We start from the raw sequence: 23,369 nt of genomic DNA, 5'->3' as shown, positions 1-23,369 counted from the left end.
AAGGAATCGATGTGACCCCGACGCACCCCGTGGACTTCGTGAGCCACCTGCGCGACCTGGCCGCGCGCCGGCCCGATGACACCGCGCTGGTCGGCGTGACCGACCGCGACGGCGCGGCGCTCGACATGCCCCTCTGCTATCGCCAGCTCGATGCGCGCGTGCGCGGCCTGGCGGCGCGCCTGCAGCAATCCTTCGGCCGCGGCGAACGCGCGCTGATCATGCTGGACAACGGCGACGACTACGTCGTGAGCTTCTTCGCCTGCCTGTACGCGGGCCTGGTCGCCGTGCCCGTGTTCCCGCCCGAGTCCACGCGCAAGCGGCACCTCGGCAAGCTCGAGGGCATCGCGGCCGATGCCGGCGCCTGCTGCGTGCTGACCCATGCCGACATCAAGGCCTCGATCGCCGCGGCCGAGGCCTTCGCCGACGTGCCGTTGATCGCGGTGGACGCGATAGGTACCGACGACGCCGACCGCTGGGTGCCGCACCAGCCCTCGGCCGCCGACATCGCCTTCCTGCAGTACACCTCCGGCTCGACCTCGGCGCCCAAGGGCGTCATGGTCACGCACGCCAACCTCATGGCGAACATGCGCGCGATCGAAGAGGGCCTGTCGGTCGGTCCGGACGACATCTTCGCGACCTGGCTGCCGCTCAACCACGACATGGGCCTGATCGGCGGCCTGCTGCAGCCGCTGCACCGCGGCATCCCTGTCGTGCTGATGTCGCCGCGCTACTTCCTCGAGCGGCCGGTGCGCTGGCTCGAAGCCATCTCGCGCCACCGCGCGACGATCAGCGGCGGCCCCGACTTCGCCTATCGCCTGTGCCTCGAAAGGGTGTCCGAGGCGCAGTTGCAGAAGCTCGACCTGTCGAGCTGGGCGCTCGCGTTCTCCGGCGCCGAGCCGGTGCGCGCCGACACGCTGCATGAATTCAAGCGCCAGTTCGCGCCCGCGGGATTCGCCGCCGGCGCGGTCTACCCCTGCTATGGCCTGGCCGAATCCACGCTGTTCGTGACGGGCGGCTGGCGCGGCGCCGGCATGGTCGCCCAAGGCTTCTCGAGCCAGGGCCTGGCGCGCGGCGAGGTCCTGGCGCAGGCCGACGGCGCGGTCCTGGTCGGCTGCGGCCGCACCGTCACCGGCCATGCCGTGCGCATCGTCGACCCAGCCTCGCTGTCGGTGTGCGATGCCGGCCGCGTCGGCGAGATCTGGGCCACCGGCCCGAGCATCGGAAGCGGCTACTGGAACAAGCCCGAGGTCTCGCGGCAGACCTTCGTCGATCGCGACGGCGCCACCTGGCTGCGCACCGGCGATCTCGGCTTCGTGCACGACGGCCAGCTCTACGTGGCCGGCCGCATCAAGGACATGATCATCGTGCGCGGCCACAACCTGTACCCGCAGGACATCGAACGGATGATCGAGCTCGAGGTCGACGTGGTGCGCAAGGGCCGCGTGGCGGCGTTCGCGGTCGATGGCCCCGCCGGCGAGGGCATCGGCCTGGCCGCCGAGGTGTCGCGCAGCGTGCAGAAGCTGGTCGGTCCCGAGGCGCTGGTCGACACGCTCAGCGCCGCCGTGAGCGAACAGTTCGGCGAGCCGTTGTCCGTCGTCATGCTGCTCAATCCAGGCGGCATGCCCAAGACCACCAGCGGCAAGCTGCAGCGCGGCGCCTGCCGCCAGGGCTGGATCGATCGCACGGCCGATGCCTATGCGATGCATGCGCATGGCGCCTTCGTGCTCGGCGGCACCGCCGCGAAGGCGTCCGCGGCAGCGCTGCCGATGGACGAGCTCGAGCAGGCCATGGCCGCCATCTGGAGCGAGGTGCTGCGCCGCGGCGCGCAGCAGCCCGCGCTGGCACGCGATGCCCATTTCTTTCTCAGCGGCGGCAACTCGCTCGCCGCCACGCAGGTGGCGGCCCGGGTGGCCGACGCGTGGGACATCGAGTTCCCCGTGCGCCTGCTGTTCGAGCAGCCGCGGCTGCAGGATCTCGCCGCGGCAGTGCGCCGCGTGCGCGCCACCGGCCCGCGCAGGCCGCGCAACCCGATCCGCGTGCTGCCGGCCGAGCGCAGGAGCAAAGCGCTCGCGCTGTCGCATGCCCAGGAGCGCCAGTGGTTCCTGTGGCAGCTCGATCCGAAGAGCACGGCCTATCACATCGGCATCGCGCTGGACCTCTCGGGCCCGCTCGATGCTGCTGCCTTGAACGCGGCCTTCGACGGACTGGTCGCTCGCCACGAGAGCCTGCGTACCGTGTTCCGCACGGCCACGGATGGGGCGGTCGGCCAATGGGTCCAGTCCGCTTCGCGCTTCGCGTTGCGGCAGATCGACCTGCGCGAGCTGCCCGCGTCGGCGCGCGAAGCCGCCGCGACCGCGCACGCACGGCAGTGCCAGGAGGAACTGTTCGACCTCGGCGAAGGCCCGCTGCTGCGCGCGGCGCTGATCCAGGTCGACGACGCGCGGCACCTGCTCGTCGTGGTCACGCACCACATCGTGTCCGATGGTGCGTCGCTGCAGCTGCTGGTCGGCGAACTCGGTGCCGCCTATGCGGCGCATGCGACCGGCAAGGCGCCGCAGTTCGCGGCATTGCCGATCCAGTACGCCGACTACGCGCTGTGGCAGCGCGACTGGCTCGCCGCCGGCGAGGCCGAGCGTCAGCTCGCCTACTGGCGCGTACAGCTCGGCGACGAGCATCCCGTGCTCGCGCTGCCCACGGACCATGCGCGGCAGGCAGTGGCGAGCTACCGTGCCGCCAGCCATGCCTTCGAATTCGACGGCGCGCTCGTCGCGCGGCTGCGTGCCACCGCGCAGTCGCATGGCGCGACCTTCTTCATGGCGCTGCTGGCCGGCTTCCAGGCGCTGCTGCACCGCTACACCGGCCAGCAGGACGTGCGCGTCGGCGTTCCGGTGGCCAACCGCCACCGCCCCGAGACCGCGGGCCTGATCGGCTTCTTCGTCAACACCCAGGTGCTGCGCGCCACGCTGCAGGGCCGCACGAGCCTCGCGCAATTGCTGGCGCAGGTGCGCGAGGCCGCGCTCGGCGCGCAGGCCCACCAGGACCTGCCGTTCGAGCAACTGGTCGAGGCGCTGCAACTGCAGCGCAGCCTGAGCCACAGCCCGCTGTTCCAGGTGATGCTCAACCATCTGCGCGAAGACGTGGATGCGCTGCAGTTGCTGCCGGGCCTCGAAGCGCGCGAGCAGCGCATGGCCGAGGGCGCCGCGCAGTTCGAACTCGCGCTCGACATCCGCGAGCGCGCGGATGGCAGCACCGGCGCGGTGTTCACCTATGCGGCCGAGCTGTTCGAGCCCGCCACCATCGAGCGCATGGCCGCGCACTACCGGGCGCTGCTGGAGGCGCTGGCGACCGATCCCGCGCAGCCGCTGGGCGATGTCCTCTTGCTCGACGCGGAAGAGCGGCAGCGACTGCGCGCCTGGTCGGTCGGCGAGCGGCAGGTGCTGCAGACGCAACCCGTGCACCGCCTGTTCGAGGCGCGGGTACGCGCGAACCCGGAGGCCGTCGCGCTGATCGATGGCGACACGCCCTCGAGCTATGCCGCCTTGAACGAGCGCGCCAACCGCGTGGCACACCGGCTCCTGCGCGAGGGCGTGCGGCCCGGCAGCGTCGTCGCCGTGGCCATCGAGGCCGCGGGCGAGCGCGTGGCGGGCCTGCTCGGCGTGCTGAAGGCCGGCGGCACCTATCTGCCGCTCGATCCATCGCATCCCGCGCAGCGGATCGCGCAACTGCTCGAGGACAGTGGCGCCAGCGTGCTGCTCGCGGACGGCGCGCAGGCGTCGACCTTGCCGCCGGGCATCGCCAGGGTCCCACTCGACCCCGTGCAGCTCCAGGCCGAAGCCGCCACCGACCCCGCCATCGACCTGCACGACGGCCATCTCGCCTACCTCGTCTACACCTCCGGCACCACCGGCGTTCCCAAGGGCGTGGCCGTGCCGCACGCCGCCCTCTTGATGCACCTGCAGGCGATGGCGCGGACCTGCGACATGCGCGCCGAGGACCGCTCGCTGCAGTTCGCATTGCCGCACGTCGACGCGGCGCTCGAGCAATGCCTGCTGCCACTGGTGTCGGGCGCGGCCCTGGTGGTGCAGCCGCAATGGTGCTCGCTCGCGAGCGAACTCGACGCCCTGCTGCAGCGCCACCGCGTCAGCGTGGTGGACCTGCCGCCGGCCTATGCGCGCCAGTTGATGCAGGGCCAGCCGCCGTTCGCGCATGCCGTGCGCCTCGCGCTGTTCGGCGGCGAGGCCTGGACCGGCGAGGACCTGGCGCTGATCCGCCGCGTGCTGCGTCCCGCGCGCATCGTCAATGCCTACGGCCCGACCGAAGCCGTCATCACGCCCACCGCATGGAGCGGCACGGCGCACGATCCCGTGCAGGGCTATGCACCCATCGGCCGTCCCGTGGGCCATCGCACGGCCCATGTGCTCGATGCCGACCTGCAGCCCGTTCCCCAGGGCGTGGCCGGCGAGCTGTACCTCGGCGGCGTGGGGCTCGCGCGCGGCTACCTCGGCCGCGCGGCGCTCACGGCCGAACGCTTCGTCGCCGATCCCTTCGATGCCGAGGGCGGCCGGCTCTACCGCACCGGCGACCTGGTGCGCTGGGGGCTCGATGGCCAGCTCGAATACCTCGGCCGGCTCGACCACCAGGTGAAGATCCGCGGCTTCCGCATCGAGCTCGGCGAGATCGAGGCGCGGCTGCGCGAGCACCCGGCGGTGCGCGAGGCGCTGGTGCTCGTGCACGACGGCGCGGCCGGCCCGTCGCTGGCCGCCTACGTCTCGCCCGCGCCGTCCGCGCGCATCGATGCCGCCGCGCTGCGCGAGCACCTGGGCCGCGCGCTGCCCGACTACATGGTGCCGCCCGCCATCGTGGCGCTCGACAGCTTCCCGCTCACCAGCGGCGGCAAGGTCGACCGCCGCGCGCTGCCCGCCCCGACCCTCGCCGCTGCCTCGCAGGGCTACGAGGCGCCGCAGGGCGACGTGGCCCAGACCCTGGCCTCGATCTGGGCCGCGCTGCTCAAGGTCGAGAAGGTCGGCATGAACGACAACTTCTTCGACCTCGGCGGTAATTCGCTGCTGGTGATCCGCATGCACCGGCTGATGGAAGACCGGCTGAACCCGGGCCTGAAGGTGGTCGACCTCTTCAAGTACCCGACCGTCGGCGCGCTCGCGCGCCGCATCGAACAGGGCGGCGGCACGACCCCATCCGATGCCGGCGGCAGCGACGACAGCGAACAGGCGCGCGCGCAGCGCCAGCGCACGGCCCTGCTGCAACGCCGCCGTCCCATCGAAAGAAGCTTCTGATGCAAGACTCCGTGTCGCCGCCCGAACTCACGGGCCTCGAGATCGCCATCGTCGGCATGGCCGGTCGCTTTCCGGGCGCGCCGGACGTGGACGCCTTCTGGCGCAACATCCGCGACGGCGTCGAGTCGGTCACCGTCTTCAGCGACGAGGAACTGCGCGCGCGCGGCGTGCCCGAGCGCACCCTGGCCGACCCCGACTACGTGAAGGCCGGCGTGCTGTTCGAAGGCTTCGACCAGTTCGATGCCGGCTTCTTCGGCTACTCGCCGCGCGAGGCCGAGCACCTCGATCCGCAGCAGCGCATCTTCCTCGAATGCGCCTGGGAGGCGCTCGAGCACGCCGGCTGGCAGGCCGGCAGGGGCGGCGCCTCGGTCGGCGTCTATGCCGGCGACGGTCCCAACCTCTACCTGATGCGGCACCTGCTGCCGGCCTTCGGCGTCGACGCGGGCACCGGCATCGCCGACATGCTGGGCCTGATGAGCGGCAACTCCGCGGGCTCGCTGTGCACGCGCGTGGCCTACAAGCTCGACCTGCGCGGCCCGGCCGTCAGCGTGCAGACCGAATGCTCGACCTCGCTGGTGGCGGTGCACATGGCCTGCCAGGCGCTGCTGAGCCACGACTGCGACATGGCGCTGGCCGGCGGTGTCTGGCTCAACCTGCTGCAGGAGGGCGGCTACCGCTTCCAGAACGGCGCCATCCTCTCGCCCGACGGCCACTGCCGCGCCTTCGATGCGAAGGCCGCGGGCACGGTCATCGGCAGCGGCGCGGGCATCGTCGTGCTCAAGCGGCTGGCCGAGGCACTGCGCGACGGCGACACCATCCATGCCGTCATCAAGGGCACGGCCGCCAACAACGACGGTGCGGACAAGATCGGCTTCACCGCGCCCAGCGTGCAGGGCCAGGCCAGCGCGATCCGCGCGGCGCAGATGGTGGCGGACGTTCCCGCGGCCAGCATCGGCTACGTCGAGGCGCACGGCACCGGCACCACGCTCGGCGACCCGATCGAGATGGCCGCGCTGACGCAGGCCTTCGCGAACGGCGGCGCGACCACGCCGCAAAGTTGCGCGATCGGCTCGGTCAAGACCAACATCGGCCACCTCGACGCGGCCGCCGGCGTGGCCGGCTTGATCAAGGCGGCACTCGCGCTGCGGCATGCGACGCTGCCGCCGAGCCTGCATTTCGAGCAGCCCAATCCGCAGATCGATTTCGCGAGCGGTCCGTTCTACGTCAACACCGAGGCCCGGCCCTGGCCGCGGGGCGCCGCGCCACGCCGCGCGGGTGTCAGCTCCTTCGGCATCGGCGGCACCAACGTGCACGTGGTGCTCGAGGAGGCGCCAGCCGTCGCCGCGCGCGGGCCGACACGGCGCGAACCCGACTGGCAGGTGCTGCCGCTGTCGGCCCTGAGCGCCACCGCCGCGCGACAGGCCGCGCAGCGGCTCGGCGCGCACCTCGAGAGCCATCCCGAGCTCGCGCTGGCCGATGTCGCCCACACGTTGCAGACCGGCCGCCGTGCCTTCGCGCATCGCTGCGCCGTGGTGGCCGACGGACCGGCCGCCGCCGCGCGCATGCTCGCCACGGGCGAGGGCCTCGTCGTGGCATCGGCTCCCGTGCCCGACCAAGCGCCCGAGGTGGTGTTCCTGTTCCCGGGCGGCGGCACGCAGCACGCCAACATGGGCCTCGCGCTCTATCGCGACGACGATGCGTTCCGCGCCGACGTCGACCGCTGCTGCGAGCTGCTGCGCCCCGAGCTCGGCTTCGACCTGCGCGAGCTGCTGTTCCCCGCGCCGGGCGCTGAGACCGAGGCGGATGCGCGGCTGTTCGACATCGCCATGGCCCAGCCGGCGCTGTTCGTCGTCGAGTACGCGCTGGCGCAGTGGTGGATGCGCCGCGGCGTGTGGCCCGCCGCGATGATGGGCCACAGCCTCGGCGAGTACGTCGCGGCCTGCCTGGCTGGCGTGTTCCGGCTCGAGGACGCCTTGCGCGTGGCGGCCCTGCGCGGCCGCCTGCTGCAATCGATGCAGCCCGGCGCGATGACCGCGGTGCCGCTGTCGCAGGCCGAGCTCGCGCCTTTCCTGCAGGACGGCTGCGACCTCGCGGCCGCCAATGGCGAGCAGCTGTGCGTGCTGTCGGGCCCGATCGAGGCGGTCGAGGCCACCGAGCAACGGCTGCGCGCGCAGGGCCATCTGCCGCGCCGCCTGCACGTGTCGATCGCCTCGCACTCGGCGATGACGCAGCCGTTGCTCGCCGAGCTCGAACGGCTCGTCGCTTCGGTGCCGAGGCAGGCACCGAAGATTCCCTTCGTCTCCAACGTCACCGGCCGGCTGATCACGGCCGAGCAGGCGACCAGCCCGAACTACTGGGCGCAGCATCTGCGCGGCACGGTGCAGTTCGAAGCCGGCCTGCGCACGCTGTTCGAGCGGCCCGGCCGCGTGGTGCTCGAGGTCGGCCCCGGCGAAACGCTCGCCGGCCTCGCGCGTCAGCACCCGATGGCGGCATCGGCCGTCGGCGTGTACGCGAGCCAGGCCCATCCGCAGCAGCAGGCGCGCAATGCGCAGCAGCTCGCGCAGACCCTGGCCGGCCTGTGGCTCGCGGGCGTGGCGATCGACTGGGCGGCCTGCCATGCGGGCCAGGCCTTGCGCCGCGTGCCGCTGCCAGCCTATCCGTTCCAGCGCCGCCGCTACTGGGTCGAGGCGTCCGCGTCGGCGCCGTCCGCGCGCACGCCAGCACCCGATGCCTTCTACGTGCCCGTGTGGAAGCGCGGCGAGCCTTTGGCGACCACCGCCGCGGCCGGCGCGGGCTGCGTGCTGCTGTACGGCGACGAGCGCAGCCTCACGGGCCATCTCGCGCGCCACCTGCGCGCGCAGGGGCATGCGGTGGCGCTGGCGCAGCGCGGCCTCTCGTTCGCGCGCACCGGCCGCGAAGGCTGGAGCTTGCGTCCCGGCGAGCGCGACGACCATTCGCGATTGCTGCGCGAGGTCGAGGCCGAGCTCGGCACTGTCGGCGCCATCCATCACCTCTGGTGCCTCGACGAAGTGCCGGTCGCGCAACCGCAGCCCGAGCTGCTCGAGCGCGGCTTCTTCAGCCTGCTGGCGCTGGTGCAGGCGCTCGACGGCGCCGGCGCGGCCACTGCCACGCTGCCGATCGCGATCGTTGCCAACCAGATCGAGGACATCACCGGCGCCGAGGCGCTGTGCCCCGAGAAGGCCACGCTGCTGGGCATCGCCAAGGTGATCGGGCAGGAGTGCCCGCGCATTCATTGCCGCGTGATCGACGTCATGCTGGCCGCGCCCGAGAGCGAGGCCGAGACCCTGCTGGTCGAGCAGATCGCCGCCGAGGCCGCTGCGCTGCGCGCCGAGCCCGGCGAGCCGCTCTCGGCCTACCGCGGCGCGCACCGCTGGGTGAAGGCCTACGAGCCCGCGCCGCTGCCGGCCGCTGCACAGCCGCGCCTGCGCCGCGAGGGTGTCTACCTGATCACCGGCGGCCTCGGCGGCGTCGGCCTCGCCATCGCGAGGCATCTGGCGCAGCACTGGCAGGCCAGGCTGGTGCTGCTGGGCCGCACCGCGATGCCGGCGCGCGACGCGTGGGCCGCGCTGGCGGCCGACGCCGACCAGCCCGAGGCACAACGCAACCGGCTGCGCCAACTGCTGGCGCTCGAGGCGCTGGGCGCGCAGGTGCTGACCCTGTCGGCCGACGTGTCCGATCCCGCGCAACTGCAGGCGGCGCTCGCGCAGGCGAACGCGCGCTTCGGCGCGCTGCACGGCATCGTGCATGCGGCGGGCGACGCGGGCGGCGGCCTCATGGCGCAGCGCACGCGTGCGCAGGTCGACACCGTGTTCTCGACCAAGGTGCGCGGCACCCGCGCGTTGCTCGACGCGTTGCGCGGGCAGCCGCTCGACTTCGTGCAGTTCTGCTCCTCGATCTCGAGCGTGGCCGGCGGCCTCGGCATGAGCGACTACGCCGCGGCCAACGCCTACCTCGACGCCGTGGCGATCGCCCAGGCGCGCGTGGGCGGCTGGCCCGTCTTCTCGGTCAACTGGGATGCCTGGCGCGGCCTCGGCATGGCCGAGCACATGGTCGTGCCCGAAGGCATCGGCATGGACGGTCCCGAGGGCGCGCGCACCTTCGAGCGCATCGTCAACGGTCCGCTGCGCCCGCAGACCGTGATCTCGACCACCGACCTCGCGCAGCGCCTCGGCCCGCTCGACGCAGGCATGCTCGATCTGCTCGACGACAGCGGCGCGCCGCCCGCGGCGGCCGGCGGCAGCCATCCGCGTCCCGCGCTGTCGACCCCGTTCGTCGCGCCCGAGGGCGAACGCGCGAACGCGCTGGCCGCGCTGTGGACCGAGCGCCTGGGCATCGCGCCGATCGGCATGGACGACAACCTGTTCGAGCTCGGCGGCGATTCGCTGGTGGCGATCCAGCTGCTGTCGCGCATCCGCAAGGCCTACGCGGTCGAGCTGCATCCCAGCGAGTTCTTCAAGGCGCCGACCCTCGCCGGCCTGATCGCGAAGCTGCCGGCGCACGACGCCGCGGTCCCGCCGCAACCGGCCGCCGCGATGGAGATCGCGCCCGTGCCGCGCGGCGGCGCGCTGCCGCTGTCGCCGATGCAGCGCCGCCTCTGGCTGGTCGACCGGCTCACCGACGCCGGCAACCTGACGGGCCGCGCGGCCTACAACATGTCGGCCGGGCTGGCGCTGCATGGCGCGCTCGATGTCGAGCGGCTGCGCGCGGCCATCGACGCCATCGCCGCGCGGCACGAGGTGCTGCGCACGGTGTTCGCCGAGGACGAGGAGGGCGAGCCCGCCGCGCTGATCCGCGCCGGGCAGCGGCTCGACATTCCGCTCGTCGAGATCGCCGAAGCCGACCTGGCCGTGCGCGCGCGGCGCTATGCCGCGCTGTTCGACGCGCTCGTGCGCCAGCCCTTCGTGCTGGCCGAGGGGCCGCTGCTCAAGGCCACCGTGGTGCGCCTGGGCGAACGCGAGCATGTGCTGGTGCTCGTGGTGCACCACATCGTGTTCGACGGCTGGTCGATTGCCGTGTTCGCGCGCGAGCTCGGCGAGTTCTACCAGCGCGCGCTGCGCGGCCAGCCGCTCGCGCTCGCGCCGCTGCCCGTGCAGTACGTGGACTACGCCGCGTGGTACGGCCGCGCGCTGGCCTCGCCCGCCTTCGCTCCCAAGGCCGAGTTCTGGCGGGCGTACCTGCGCGACGCGCCACAGGTTTCGGGCCTGAAGCCGGACCACGAGCGCCCGGCCACCGCCTCGCACGCGGGCAACTCGGTGCTGCTCGAACTGTCGCCGGCGCTGTCGCAGGCGCTGGGTGCGCTGGCGCGCGAATCCGACGCCTCGCTGTTCACGCTGCTGCTCGCCTCCTTCTTCCTGTTCTTCCACCAGGCCGCGGGTGCCGGCGACCTCGTCATCGGCACCGACGTGGCGGGACGCGGCCATCCCGATCTCGAGCAACTGCTGGGCTTCTTCGTCAACGTCGTGCCGCTGCGTTCGCGCATGACCGACCCGAAGGCCGATTTCCGGCAATGGCTCGCGCGGACCAAGCAGCAGACGCTTGCCGCCATGGACCACCAGGACCTGCCCTTCGACCAGATCGTGGAGCTCGCCGGCGCCCGCCGCGCGCGCGACCGCAATCCGCTGGTGCAGGTGCTCTTCGTCCTCCAGAACACACCCGAGATCCGGTTCGCCATCGAAGGCGCCGAGGTCGAGGTGCTGCCCCAGCAGATGAACGAATCCAAGTTCGACCTGGCGGTCTTCGCCAGGGAACAGGCCGGTGCGCTCGCCGTCGAGTGGGTGTACGCCACGGACCTGTACCGGCGCGAGACCGTCGAGCAGTTCACCGCTTCGTGGCATGCGCTGCTGGAGCGGATCGTCGCAACACCGGGCCAGGCCATCGACGCGCTGGCCCCCAAGCAAATGCAGGAGCGATTCACCATGAACACCGCCAAACCCCTCGGCACCACCGGCACCACCGGCACCGCCGGCAAGATGGACAAGCTCGGCAAGCTGGACAAGCTCGGCCGTGGCGCCACCGGCCGCGAGGCGCCGCGCGCCGTCGCGCGCCCCGTGGTCCAGACCTCCTTCCTGCGGCCCGGCGCGGAATTCCCGATCGTGCTGCAGGCCACCACCGGCGACCTCGACACCGTGGCCTGGGCCCGGAGCCAGGCCGACTACATCGAGATGCTGGTCGCCAGGCATGGCGGCGTGCTGTTCCGCGACTTCGGCCTGAAGACGCCGCAGGACTTCGAGGCCTTCGCCGAGGCCATCGAGCCCGAGCTCTACGGCAGCTATGGCGACCTGCCGAAGAAGGAGGGCGGCAAGAAGACCTACCGCTCCACGCCGTACCCCGAGCGGCAGATGATCCTCTATCACAACGAGAGTTCGCACCTCGACCGCTGGCCGCGCAAGCAGTGGTTCTTCTGCGAGCTGCCCTCGCCGGTGGGCGGCGCCACGCCGATCGTCGACTGCCGCGAGATGCTGCGCCGCCTGCCGGCCGAGATGGTGGCCGAGTTCGAGCGCAAGGAACTGCTGTACGTGCGCACCTTCACGCCCGGCCTGGACGTGAGCTGGCGCGACTTCTACAAGACCGATCGCCGCGAGGAGGTCGAGGCCCGCCTGGCCGCCGCCGGCATCGCCTGGCGCTGGCTCGACGAGGACACGCTGCAGACGCACACGCGCTGCCCCGCGGTGATCCGCCATCCGATCACCGGCGAGAAGGTGTTCTTCAACCAGATCCAGCTGCACCACGTGGCCTGCCTCGAGCCGCAGGTGCGCGAGGACCTGCTCGCCATGGGTGGCATCGACCGCCTGCCGCGCCACGTGATGTACGGCGACGGCTCGCCGATCGCGGACCAGACCATGGCCGTGGTGGGCCGCGTCTACGAGGAGTGCGCGGTGCGCTTCGACTGGCGGCAGGGCGACATCGTGATGCTCGACAACATGCTCGCGGCCCATGCGCGCGACCCCTACGAGGGACCGCGCAAGATCGTGGTGGCGATGGGCGCGATGGTCGACCGCGCCGCGCTCGAGGGCGCACCGCCGGCGACGGCCGACACCCGCCTGGCCGACGAGCAGGGAGCATGAGCGTGACGAGCACCATCGCCCCCACCTCCGACACCACCTTCCCGCTGAGCGCCGAGCAACGGGCCGTGCCGGCGGGCGCGGCGCGCCTGCTGCTGTCGGTGGGCATCGACGGCACGATCGATGCCGCGGCCCTGCGCATCGCCGTCGAGAGCGTGCTGCGCGCCCATGGCGCGCTGTGCGCGGCGATCCGGCAGGTGCCCGGCTACCGCGGCCCGCGGCAGCAGTACTTCGACGAGATGCCGCCGCTGACATGGCGCTCGGCCGACCTCGGCGGCGCGGCCGATGGCGCGCTCGACGCATGGCTCGAGGCCGTCAATGCCGAGCCGCTGGCGATCGAGCGCGGCGAACTCGTCGGCGCCGCGCTGCTGCGCACGGGCGCGGCGAGCCACACGCTGGCGCTGTCGCTGAGCCCGCTGGTGGCGGACCGCGAGAGCCTGCAGAACCTGTTCGACCAGATCGCCACCGCGAGCCTCGGCGAGGGCGCGCTCGACCCCGAGGACATCTTCCAGCACGCGCGCTTCGTCGAGTGGCGCGAGGACCTGCTCGAGGGCGAGGACGCGGCCGAGGGCCGCGCCTACTGGCAGCGGCTGGCGACCGAAGCCGCCGCGCTCGCGCCGCCGCGCCTGCAGACTGGACGCGGTGGTGCCCCGGCCGATGCCGCACGCCGCATCGTGGCCGAGGCCGCCATCGACGCCGCGTTGGCGACGCGCGTGACGGCACTTGCCGAGGCCTTCGGCACGCAGCCCGAGACCCTGCTGCAGGCCGCCTGGTGGCTGCTGCTGGCGCGCCTGCACGGGGCGGGCCGCTTCGTCGGCGGTTGGCAGCACGACTGCCGGCGCGACTACGCACCGATGCAGGGGGCGGTCGGCCTGTTCGACAAGGTGCTGCCGGTGCTGGTCGACGTGGCCGAGGACGAGTCCTTTGCGGGCTGGGCCGGCCGACTCGACGCCGCCCTGGCTGCGCACGTCGAGGCGCAGGAGTACTGGCCGGTCGATGCACCGCCGATCGTGGCCCAGGCGTCGGTCGGCTTCGCCTCGCACGAGGCACCGCGGCAGCATGGTTCCTCCGTGCGCTGGCGCCTGACCCGATTGCCGGGCCCGATGCCGGGCTTCGAACTCGCGCTGCAGGCCGCATGGGGCACCGAGGGCGCGCAGCTGTCGCTGCACGCCGATGCCGCGCGCCACGGCCGTGCCGCGGTCGAGCGCCTGCTGATGCAGTTCGCCACGCTGCTCGAGGCTGCCGTCGCGCAGCCCGATGCACCGGTCGGCACGCTGCCGCTGGTCGGGCCGCGCGAACGCGCGCTGCTGCTCGCGCACGACACGCCGCCGCTCGATGTCGGCACGCAGACCGTGGCCGAGCGCGTCGCGCACTGGGTCCGGACGACGCCCGACGCCGCGGCGCTCGAGGCCGGGGCGCAACGCCTGAACTATCGCGAGTTCGACGAACGGATCAACCGCCTTGCGCACTGGCTCGTGGCGCAGGGCGTGACGCCGGGCGCGATCGTCGCGCTCAACCTGCCGCGTTCGGTCGACCTTCCGCTGGCCATGTTCGCCGCCTGGCGCGCGGGCGCCGCCTACCTGCCGCTGGAGCCGGGCTGGCCCGAGGCGCGGCGCGCGGCAGTGCTCGCCGATGCCCGGCCCGCGCTGGTGCTCGAGGGCGCGCTGCCCGCGCTCGACGGCCTGCCCGCGCATGCACCCGCGCACCGCATCGCGCCGGGCGACCTGGCCTATGTGCTCTACACCTCGGGCTCCACCGGCACGCCCAAGGGCGTGGCCATCGAGCACGGCCAATTGCTGAACTACGTGGCGGCCGCCTCGGCCGCGATGAAGCTCGACGGCTGCCGCCGCTGGGCGCTCACGAGCTCGGTCGTGGCCGACCTGGGCAACACCGCGCTGTTCGGCGCCTTCTTCAACGGCGCCTGCCTGGTGGTGGCGTCCGAGGAGGAGGCGAAGAACGCGCGGGCCTTCGCCGACTTCATGGAACGGCAGGCGATCGACGCGCTCAAGATCGTGCCTTCGCACCTCGAGGCGCTGCTCGAATGCGAAGCGCCGCGGCTGCCGCGCACCCTGGTGCTGGGCGGCGAGGCCGCGCCGCGTGCGCTGGTCGAGCGCATCGTGGCGCTCGCGCCGCAGTGCGCGATCTACAACCACTACGGGCCGACCGAGACCACGGTCGGCGTGATGGTCCATGCCGTGGCGGCGGGCGCGCCCCTGCCCGCGCAGTTGCCGCTGACCCACGTGCTCGCGAACAACCGCGTGCGCGTGCTCGACGCCTCGCTGGGCCCGGTGCCGGCGGGTGGACTCGGCGAGGTCTATGTCGGCGGCGCGCAGCTGTGCCGTGGCTACCTGAACCGTGAGCCCGGCGATGCCTTCGTGGCCGATCCGTTCGCGCCCGGCGAGCGCCTCTACCGCACGGGCGACCTGGCCCATGTGCTGGCCGACGGCGGCCTGTGCCTCGCGGGGCGCGCGGACCACCAGGTCAAGGTGCATGGCTTTCGCGTGGAGCCGGCCGAGATCGAGGCGGTGCTGCTGGCGCAGCCCGGTGTGCGGCAGGCCGTGGTGCTCGCCGCGCCCGATGCGGCGGGCGCGACGGCGCTGTCGGCATTCTTCGTCGCCGATGGCGCCTCGGCCGACGGCCATGCGCTGCGCCAGCGGCTGGCCGCGCTGCTGCCCGCGCACATGGTGCCGGCCAGCTTCACCGCGGTGGAGGCCTTCGCGCGCCTGCCGAACGGAAAGATCGACCGTCTCGCGCTGAGTGTGCTCGCACCGGCCGCGGCCGAACGCAAGGTCCACGTCGCGCCGCGCGATGCGCTCGAGGCCGTGTTGGCCGAGGGCATGGCCACCTTGCTCGGCAGCGACCCGATCGGCGTGGAGGACGACTTCTTCGAACTCGGCGGCCATTCGCTGCAGGTCATCAAGCTGGTCGCGCGCATCCGCAAGCTGCTGCAGGTGGAGGTGGCGGCGGGCCTGGTATTCGACCATCCGACGCCGGCGGCGCTGGCAGCGGCGCTGCGCGAAGCGAGCGGCGATGCGCAGGCGCTCGAGCGGCTGGCGCAAGCGGCGCGGCGACTCGCGCCGAGCGAAGTGGGCGAGGCCGCATGAGCATCGGCATCGTCCCCGCGGTGCGCGACGGCGACGCCGTCGCGCTCTCTTACGCGCAGGAGCAACTCTGCTTCCTGCAGAAGCTCGAACCTGGCCTGACGGCCTACAACCTGCCGCGGGTCTTCCGCCTCGAGGGGGCGCTCGACGCCGATGCGCTGGAGCGCGCGTTCCACGCGGTGATCGCGCGCCACGCCATTCTGCGCACCAGCTTTTTCGAGCAGGACGGCGTGCCGATGCAGAGGGTGCACGCCTGTGCGCCGTTCTCGCTGGAGCGCCTCGACCTCACGGCGCTGCCGGCCGACGCGCGAAAGCAGGCGCTGGCCGAGGCCGTGCGCCGCACCGCCGCGCATGTGTTCGATCTGGGCACCGCGCCCGCGCTGGTCGCCCGGCTCGTGAGGCTGGGCGACGATCGGCACGTGCTGGCCGTGTGCCTGCATCACGTCGTGTCCGATGCCTGGTCGAATCCGATCCTCGCCGGCGACCTGGCCCAGGCCTACAGGCTGGCATTGCGCGCCGGCGGCGCGGTCGCGCTGCCGCCGCTGCCCGTGCAGTACGCCGACTATGCGGTGTGGCAGCGCGCGAGCGTGCAGGGCGGGGCACTGGCAGGGCAGCTCGACCACTGGAACCGGCACCTGGGCCCGGAAGTTCCCGCGCTCGACCTGCCGACCGACCGCACGCGCGCCGCGCAGAAGACCTTCGCGGGCACGGCGCTGGGCTTCGAACTGCCGCCGGCGCTGGCGCTCGCGGTGCAGAAGTTCTGCCGCGCCGAGAAGTGCACGCCTTTCGTCGCGCTGCTGGCGGCATGGCAGGTCCTGTTGTCGCGGCACAGCGGTCAGGGCGATTTCGCGATCGGCGTGCCCAATGCCGGGCGGCATCGCGAGGAAGTGAGCGAGCTGCTCGGCTTCTTCGTGACCACGCAGGTGTTTCGCGCGCGGCTCTCGCCGCGGCAGAGCCTGCGCGCGGTCTGCCGGCAGGTCCGCTCCGATGCGTTGGCCGCGCTCGACAACGCCGACCTTCCGTTCGAGGTGCTGCTCGCGAGCCGCAAGGAACGACGCGATCCGGCGCGCAGCCCGTTGTTCCAGGTGATGTTCGGCGTGCAGATGTCGGGCGAGGCCGTGGGGCTCGATCTCGAAGGCGTGCGCGCGGAGATGGAGGAGTTCGACGACGCGGGCGCCAAGTTCGACCTCTCGCTGGACTTCTACATTGGCGCGCAGGGCGTGCGCGGCCGGCTCGAATACAACACGGACCTGTTCGAGGCGCGCACCGCGCAGCGGCTGGTCGACAGCTACCTGCGCGTGCTGCAGGCACTGGCATCCGATGCCGACTGCCTGCTGGCGAACCTGGTGCTGACGGGCGGCGAGGAGCGCGCGCGGCTCATGCGCTGGAGCGAGAACCTGCCGCACCGCGGCGACGCCGAACCGGTGCACCGCCTCATCGCTCGCCAGGCGCGCCGTGCACCCGATGCGGTGGCCGTGGTGTTCGGCGACAGCGCGTGGAGCTATGCCCAGCTCGACGCGCGGGCGAACCGCCTGGCCCATCGCCTGATCGGCCTGGGCGTTCGTCCCGACACCCCGGTCGGCATCGCGCTGGAGCGCGGCTTCGAGATGGTGGTGGGGCTGCTGGCCATCCTCAAGGCCGGCGGCGCCTACGTGCCCATCGACCCCGAATACCCGAGGGACCGCATCGCCTACATGCTCGAGGACAGCGGCGTCGCGCTGCTGCTGACCCAGAGCCAGGTCCGCGCGACGCTGCCCGAGCGCGAGGGCGTGCGGACGATCGAGCTGGACCTGCTGGACCTGGAGGCCGGGCCGGACACCGACCCCGTCGTGGACCTGCACGGCGAGCACCTGGCCTACGTCATCTATACCTCCGGCTCCACCGGTCGTCCCAAGGGCGCAGCCAATCGTCACCGCTCGCTGTACAACCGCCTCGCGTGGATGCAGGATGCGTACGCGCTCGGCGAGGCCGACACGGTGCTGCAGAAGACCCCCTTCAGCTTCGATGTCTCGGTCTGGGAGTTCTTCTGGCCGCTGATGCAGGGCGCGCGCCTCGTGGTGGCCCGGCCGGGTGATCACCGCGAGCCGGCCAAGCTGGTCGATCTGATCCGCCGGCACGGTGTCACCACCCTCCATTTCGTGCCCTCGATGCTGCAGGCCTTCCTGGCCCACGACGGCGTGCAGGCGTGCGCCAGCCTCCGGCGCATCGTGTGCAGCGGAGAGGCGCTGCCGGCGGAAGTGCAGGCGAGGGTGTTCGAACGCCTGCCCGGCGCGCAGCTGTACAACCTGTACGGCCCGACCGAGGCGGCCATCGACGTCACGCACTGGCGCTGCAGGGCGGACGGCCGCAATCACGTGGCCATCGGCCGCCCGATCGCGGGCACGAAGACCTACGTTCTAGACGACGGACTGAATCTCGCGGCGGCGGGAATGCCGGGCGAGCTGTACCTGGGCGGCATCGGGCTGGCGCGCGGCTATCTGGGCAGGAGTGCGCTCTCATCGGAGCGCTTCGTCGCCGATCCGTTCGGCGACGCGGGCGAGCGGCTCTATCGCACCGGCGACCTGGTGCGCTGGCGCGACGACGGCGAGCTGGAGTACCTGGGGCGCATCGACCACCAGGTGAAGATCCGGGGCCTGCGCATCGAGCTCGGGGAGATCGAGGCGCAACTGCTGGCGCAGCCCGGCGTGCGCGAGGCCGTGGTGATCGCGCAGCCGGCGACCGGCGGGGCACGGCTCGTGGCCTATGTCTCGCCCGCGCCTTCGCAGGTGCTGGAGACGGCGCCGCTGAAGCAGCGACTGCAGCAGGTGCTGCCCGAGTACATGGTGCCGGGGGCGATCGTGGTGCTGGAGACGCTGCCGCTGAATGCCAACGGCAAGGTCGACCGCAAGGCCCTGCCCTTGCCCGAGGCTCCCGGCGCCGCCACCCGCGTGGCCCCCGCGCGCGAGATCGAGCGCGCGATCTGCGCCATCTGGAGCGAGGTGCTGGGCCAGGACGGCTTCGGCATCCACGACAACTTCTTCGACATCGGCGGTCATTCGCTGCTGCTGGTGCAGGTGCAGTCGCAGATCCAGTCGCGGCTGGGTTTCGCGGTGCCGCTGGTCGATCTGTTCCGGCATTCCACCGTCGCGTCGCAGGCGCAGCGCCTGAGCCCGGCCCATTCGGAAGAACCCGCCATGCAGCTCGCGCGCGACGGTGCGCGCAGGCAGCGCGAGGCCATGTTGCGGCGAAGAAGAGCCGCGGGAGGAATGCACTGATGAGCGATGCCATCGAAACCGGCGCGATCGGCGAGATCGATATCGCCATCGTCGGCCTGGCCGGGCGCTATCCGGGCGCGCCGAACATCGACGCCTTCTGGCGCAACATTCGCGAGGGGGTCGAGTCGGTGAGCTTCTTCTCCGACGATGAACTGCGCGCGCTCGGCGTGCCGCCCGAAGCGCTGTCCGATCCCGACTACGTGAAGGCCGGCGTCGTGCTCGACGGCATGGACCGTTTCGACGCGGGCTTTTTCGGCTACTCGGCGCGCGAGGCCGAGTACCTCGATCCGCAGCAGCGCTTCTTCCTCGAGACCGCGGTGGAGGCGCTGGAACATGCCGGGTACTACGGCGAGCGGCAGCCCAGGCGCATCGGCATCTACGGCGGCGCGAGCACCAACCAGTACGCCTGGCGCAACCTGCTGTCGGCCGGGGTGCTGGGCGGCAAGGGCGAAGAGGCCTCGCTGCAGACGCTGCTCAACGGCAACGAGAAGGACGCGCTGTGCACCCGCGTGGCCTACGAGCTCGACCTGCAGGGCCCCGCCGTCACGGTACAGACCGCCTGCTCGACCTCGCTGGTGGCGGTGCACATGGCCTGCCAGGCGCTGCTGAACCACGAGGCGGACATGGCGCTGGCCGGCGGCGTGTCGCTGAACCTGGGGCAGGGGCTGGGCTATCGATACCAGGCCGGGTCCATCGCGTCGCCCGATGGCCACTGCCGTGCCTTCGACGCGCGCGCGGCCGGCACCATCAGCGGCAGCGGCGTGGGCATCGTGGCGATGAAGCGGCTGGCCGACGCGGTGGCCGACGGCGACACCATCCACGCCGTCATCAAGGGCTCGGCCATCAACAACGATGGTTCGGGCAAGGTGGGCTACACCGCGCCCAGCGTGGAAGGGCAGGCACAGGCCATCCTGGCCGCGCAGATGATCGCGGACGTCGATCCCGACAGCATCGGCTACGTGGAGGCACACGGCACCGCGACGCCGATGGGCGATCCGATCGAGATCGCCGCGCTCACGCAGGCATTTCGCGGCGGCACCGCGCGCACCGGCTACTGCGCCATCGGCTCGGTGAAGACCAACATCGGCCACCTCGACGCGGCGGCCGGCGTGACCGGCCTCATCAAGGCGGTGCTCGCGCTGCACCACCGGACGCTGCCGCCCAGCCTGCACTACGAGCGGCCGAATCCGCAGATCGATTTCGCGGGCAGTCCGTTCTACGTCAACACCGAGGCCCGCGATTGGCCCGCCGGCGCCACGCCGCGCCGCGCGGGCGTGAGCTCCTTCGGCATGGGAGGGACCAATGCGCACGTGGTGCTGGAGGAGGCGCCCGTCGCGGCCTCGTCCGGCGCGGCGCGCGCCTGGCAGGTGCTGCCGGTGTCGGCGCGCAGCGCCGACGCGGCGCAGGCAGCGCAGGCGAGGCTGGCACGGCACATCGCGGACAACGGCGAACAGCCGCTCGCGGACGTCGCCTACACGCTGCAGACCGGCCGCAGGCATTTCGCGCATCGTCGCGCCGTGCTGGCATCGAGCGCGGCGCAGGCCGTGCGCCAGCTCGAGACGCCCGATGCGGCGCATGGCTGGGCCGATGCGTGCCCCGCCGAAGCACCCCAGGTCGCCTTCCTCTTTCCTGGGCAGGGTGCACAGCATCCGCACATGGGCCGCAGGCTCTACGAGAGCGAGCCGCTGTTCCGCGAGGTGGTCGATCAATGCTGCGGCATCCTGCAGCCCCTGCTCGGAATGGACCTGCGGCAATCCCTGTTCCCGGCGGAGGCCGACGAAGCGGCTGCTCAGGACAGGCTGTCGCAGACGGCCATCACGCAGCCCGCGCTCTTCGTCGTCGAGTACGCGGTGGCGCGGCTGTGGATGCACCGGGGCGTGCAGCCTGCCCTCATGCTCGGGCACAGCGTCGGCGAGTACGTGGCCGCGTGCATCGCTGGCGTGTTCGCCCTCGATGACGCGCTGGCGCTCATCGCCGCGCGCGGGCGCCTGATGCAGGAGCTGCCGCGCGGCGAGATGATCGCCGTCGCGATGCCGGAGTCCGAGCTTCAGCCGTGGCTCTCGCAGGACTGCAGCCTTGCGGCCGTCAACGACGAGAAGCTCTGCGTGCTGTCCGGGACGCCCGCGGCCATCGCCGCCGTGGAACAGGCACTGGCCGCACAAGGCACGGTGGCGCGCCGGCTGCACGTGTCCCATGCCTTCCATTCGTCGATGGTGGAGCCGGCGTTGCCGGCCTTTCAGGCGCTGGTCGAGCGCGTGCGCAGGAACGCACCTTCGATTCCCTTCGTGTCCAACGTCACGGGCCGTCCGATCACCGATGCCGAGGCCATGAGCGCGCAGTACTGGGTGCGCCACCTGCGCGGCACGGTGCGCTTCGCCCAGGGCCTGAGCGAGGTGCTGGACATGCCAGGCCGTGTCGCGCTGCTGGAGGCGGGGCCGGGGGAGGTGCTGGCTTCGCTGGCGCGGCGCCATGCCCGCGCGGCATCGACCGCCTGCATCGTGGCTTCGCAGCCGCGCCCGCAGCAATGGCGCGAGGGCGACGCGCAATGTGCTCGCGCGCTGGCGCAATTGTGGGTGGCCGGCGTTCCGGTCGACTGGCAGGCCTGCCATGCCGGCACGGATCGTCGGCGCGTGCCGCTGCCCACCTATCCGTTCGAGAGCCGTTCCTACTGGATCGAACCGGGCAAGGCGCCCGTGGCCGGCGCGCCGCCGCAGGGCGGGCCCGCGCGCAGGGAGCTCGCCGACTGGTTCCAGGCACCGGCATGGCGCCGCGCGGCGCCGCTGCCTTCGCGGCTTGCGCCGCAGGCCGCCGAGATCGAAGCCGGCTATTGCCTCGTGCTCGGCGACGCGGGTGGCTTCCGCACGGTGCTGGTGGCGGCGCTGGCTGCGTTGTCCTTGCCGATCGTCGTGGCGGAAAGCGCGCAGGCCTTCGACGCCGTGGACGCACGGCACTATCGCCTGCGCACCGACGCGCGCGAGGACCTGGCCCGCCTGCTCGGTGAAGCCGGCGCGGCGCATGGGCCGTTGCGGCAGGTGTTCCATCTCTGGAGCCTGGAGGAGCACGACGCGCGCGGCCCGCTGGAACCGGTGCTGGCGCGCGGTTTCCACAGCATGCTGGCGCTGGTGCAGGCGCTCTACGGCGAAGGCGTCTCCGGCCAGGGAGGCCGCCTGCGCGTGACCGCGGTCGTGAGCCAGGCTGAGGACGTCACGGGCCTGGAGAGCCTGAATCCGGCCAAGTCGATGCTGCATGGTCCCTGCAAGGTGCTGCCGCAGGAGTTTCCGGACATCGACTGCCAGTTGATCGACGTGGTGCTGCCCGAGGGCGACGGTGCCGCGCTGGACCGCCTGGCGGGCCAGGTGCTGGCCGAGTCGCGCGCAGCCGAACCGCCGGCGCTGGTGGCCTACCGCGGGCCCCACCGCTGGCAGCTGGCCTTCGAGCCCGCGGCGGGCGACGAGGGCGCTTCGGTCCAGCGACTGAGGAAGCAAGGCGTCTACCTGATCACCGGTGGCCTGGGCGGCATCGGCCTCGCGCTGGCCGAGCGCCTCGCGCGCGAATGGCAGGCCCGGCTGGTGCTCGTGGGGCGCTCGGCGCTGCCGGCGCGCCATCTGTGGGGTGAGCTCATCGCCGATCCCTCCACCGCGCCGGTGCTGCGCGAGCGCCTGCAGAAGCTGACGCAGCTGTCGCAGGCCGGGGCCGAGTTGCTGGTGCTGCAGGCCGACGTGGCCGATGCGGCGCGCATGCGCGCGGTCGTGGGCGAGGCCGTGGCGAAGTTTGGCGCGCTGCACGGCGTGGTGCATGCGGCCGGCCTGCCGGGCGGCGGTGTCATGGCGCAGCGCGAGCGCGCGGCCGTGGAGGCCGTGTGCGCGCCCAAGGTGCAGGGCACGCGGGCCCTGATGGCGGCGCTCGAAGGCCATGCGCCCGACTTCGTGCTGCTGTGCTCGTCCACGGCCGCCGCGCTGGGCGCCTTCGGCGATGCCGACTATTGCGCGGCCAACTGCTACCTGGACGCCACGGCGCGGCTCGCGCTGCGCGAGTCGCGCTTTCCGGTCTGGTCGCTCAACTGGGACACCTGGCGCGAGGTCGGCATGGCCGCGCACCGCGATCATCCGGAAGGCGTCGGCATCCCGCCGGCGATAGGGGTGTTGGCCTTCGAGCGCGTGCTCGCCGGCGCGGTGCTGCCCCAGCTCTTCGTTTCGCCGCTGAGCGTGGAGGAGAAGCGCGCGCGCCTGGTTTCGCTCGACTTCGACGTGGAACCCGACGCGCGGGCCCCGGCACGTCCCATGGGTTCGGCCCATGAGCGGCCCGCGCTGGCGACGCCCTTCGCGCCGCCCGGGAGCGAGCTCGAGGCCGACATCGCGCGGATGTGGGCCGAGGCGCTGGGTTTCTCGTCCATCGGCGTCGACGACAGCCTCTTCGAGCTGGGCGGCGATTCGCTCACGGCCATCCAGTTGCTGGGCCGGGTGCGCAAGCAGTTCGGCGTGGTGCTGCATCCGGCGGCGCTTTTCAACGAGCCGACGGTGGCGGCGCTGGCCGCGCTGGTGGAGCTGCACGTGATCGAGCAGATCGAGCAGGACGAGGGACGGGCACAAGGGCAGGCGGAAGGGGTGGCCTGAACAAAGCGGCACCGTATACGTCATC

Annotated in this window: 5 protein-coding genes; all 5 read left to right on the top strand. The window is 72.4% G+C overall.

Annotated elements, in window-relative coordinates; genetic code table 11:
* The first annotated feature begins 11 nt into the window (after nt 1-11).
* The 5 genes from BM109_RS02210 to BM109_RS02190 are packed head-to-tail and all read left to right on the top strand — an operon-like array spanning nt 12 to nt 23,344.
* The gene (locus tag BM109_RS02210) at nt 12-5,294 is read left to right on the top strand and encodes a non-ribosomal peptide synthetase (RefSeq protein WP_256222277.1); all 5,283 of its coding nucleotides are present in this window, start codon (nt 12-14) and stop codon (nt 5,292-5,294) included.
* Nucleotides 5,294-12,379, top strand: a complete 7,086-nt coding sequence (locus tag BM109_RS41560; RefSeq protein ID WP_093340191.1) for a type I polyketide synthase — start codon at nt 5,294-5,296, stop codon at nt 12,377-12,379. Before BM109_RS02210 ends, BM109_RS41560 begins: the two co-directional genes overlap by 1 nt.
* Complete coding sequence (locus tag BM109_RS02200) at nt 12,376-15,480, top strand: non-ribosomal peptide synthetase (RefSeq protein WP_093340190.1); 3,105 nt, start codon at nt 12,376-12,378, stop codon at nt 15,478-15,480. Before BM109_RS41560 ends, BM109_RS02200 begins: the two co-directional genes overlap by 4 nt.
* The gene (locus tag BM109_RS02195; protein ID WP_093340187.1) at nt 15,477-18,731 is read left to right on the top strand and encodes a non-ribosomal peptide synthetase; all 3,255 of its coding nucleotides are present in this window, start codon (nt 15,477-15,479) and stop codon (nt 18,729-18,731) included. The genes BM109_RS02200 and BM109_RS02195 overlap by 4 nt, the downstream gene beginning before the upstream one ends.
* Complete coding sequence (locus BM109_RS02190) at nt 18,731-23,344, top strand: type I polyketide synthase (RefSeq protein WP_093340185.1); 4,614 nt, start codon at nt 18,731-18,733, stop codon at nt 23,342-23,344. The genes BM109_RS02195 and BM109_RS02190 overlap by 1 nt, the downstream gene beginning before the upstream one ends.
* Nucleotides 23,345-23,369 lie beyond the last annotated feature (25 nt).

The organism is Variovorax sp. PDC80 (genome assembly GCF_900115375.1).
Taxonomy (GTDB): domain Bacteria; phylum Pseudomonadota; class Gammaproteobacteria; order Burkholderiales; family Burkholderiaceae_C; genus Variovorax.
Note: the sequence above shows the minus strand (reverse complement) of the source record. Positions and strands in the feature narration are given on the sequence as shown.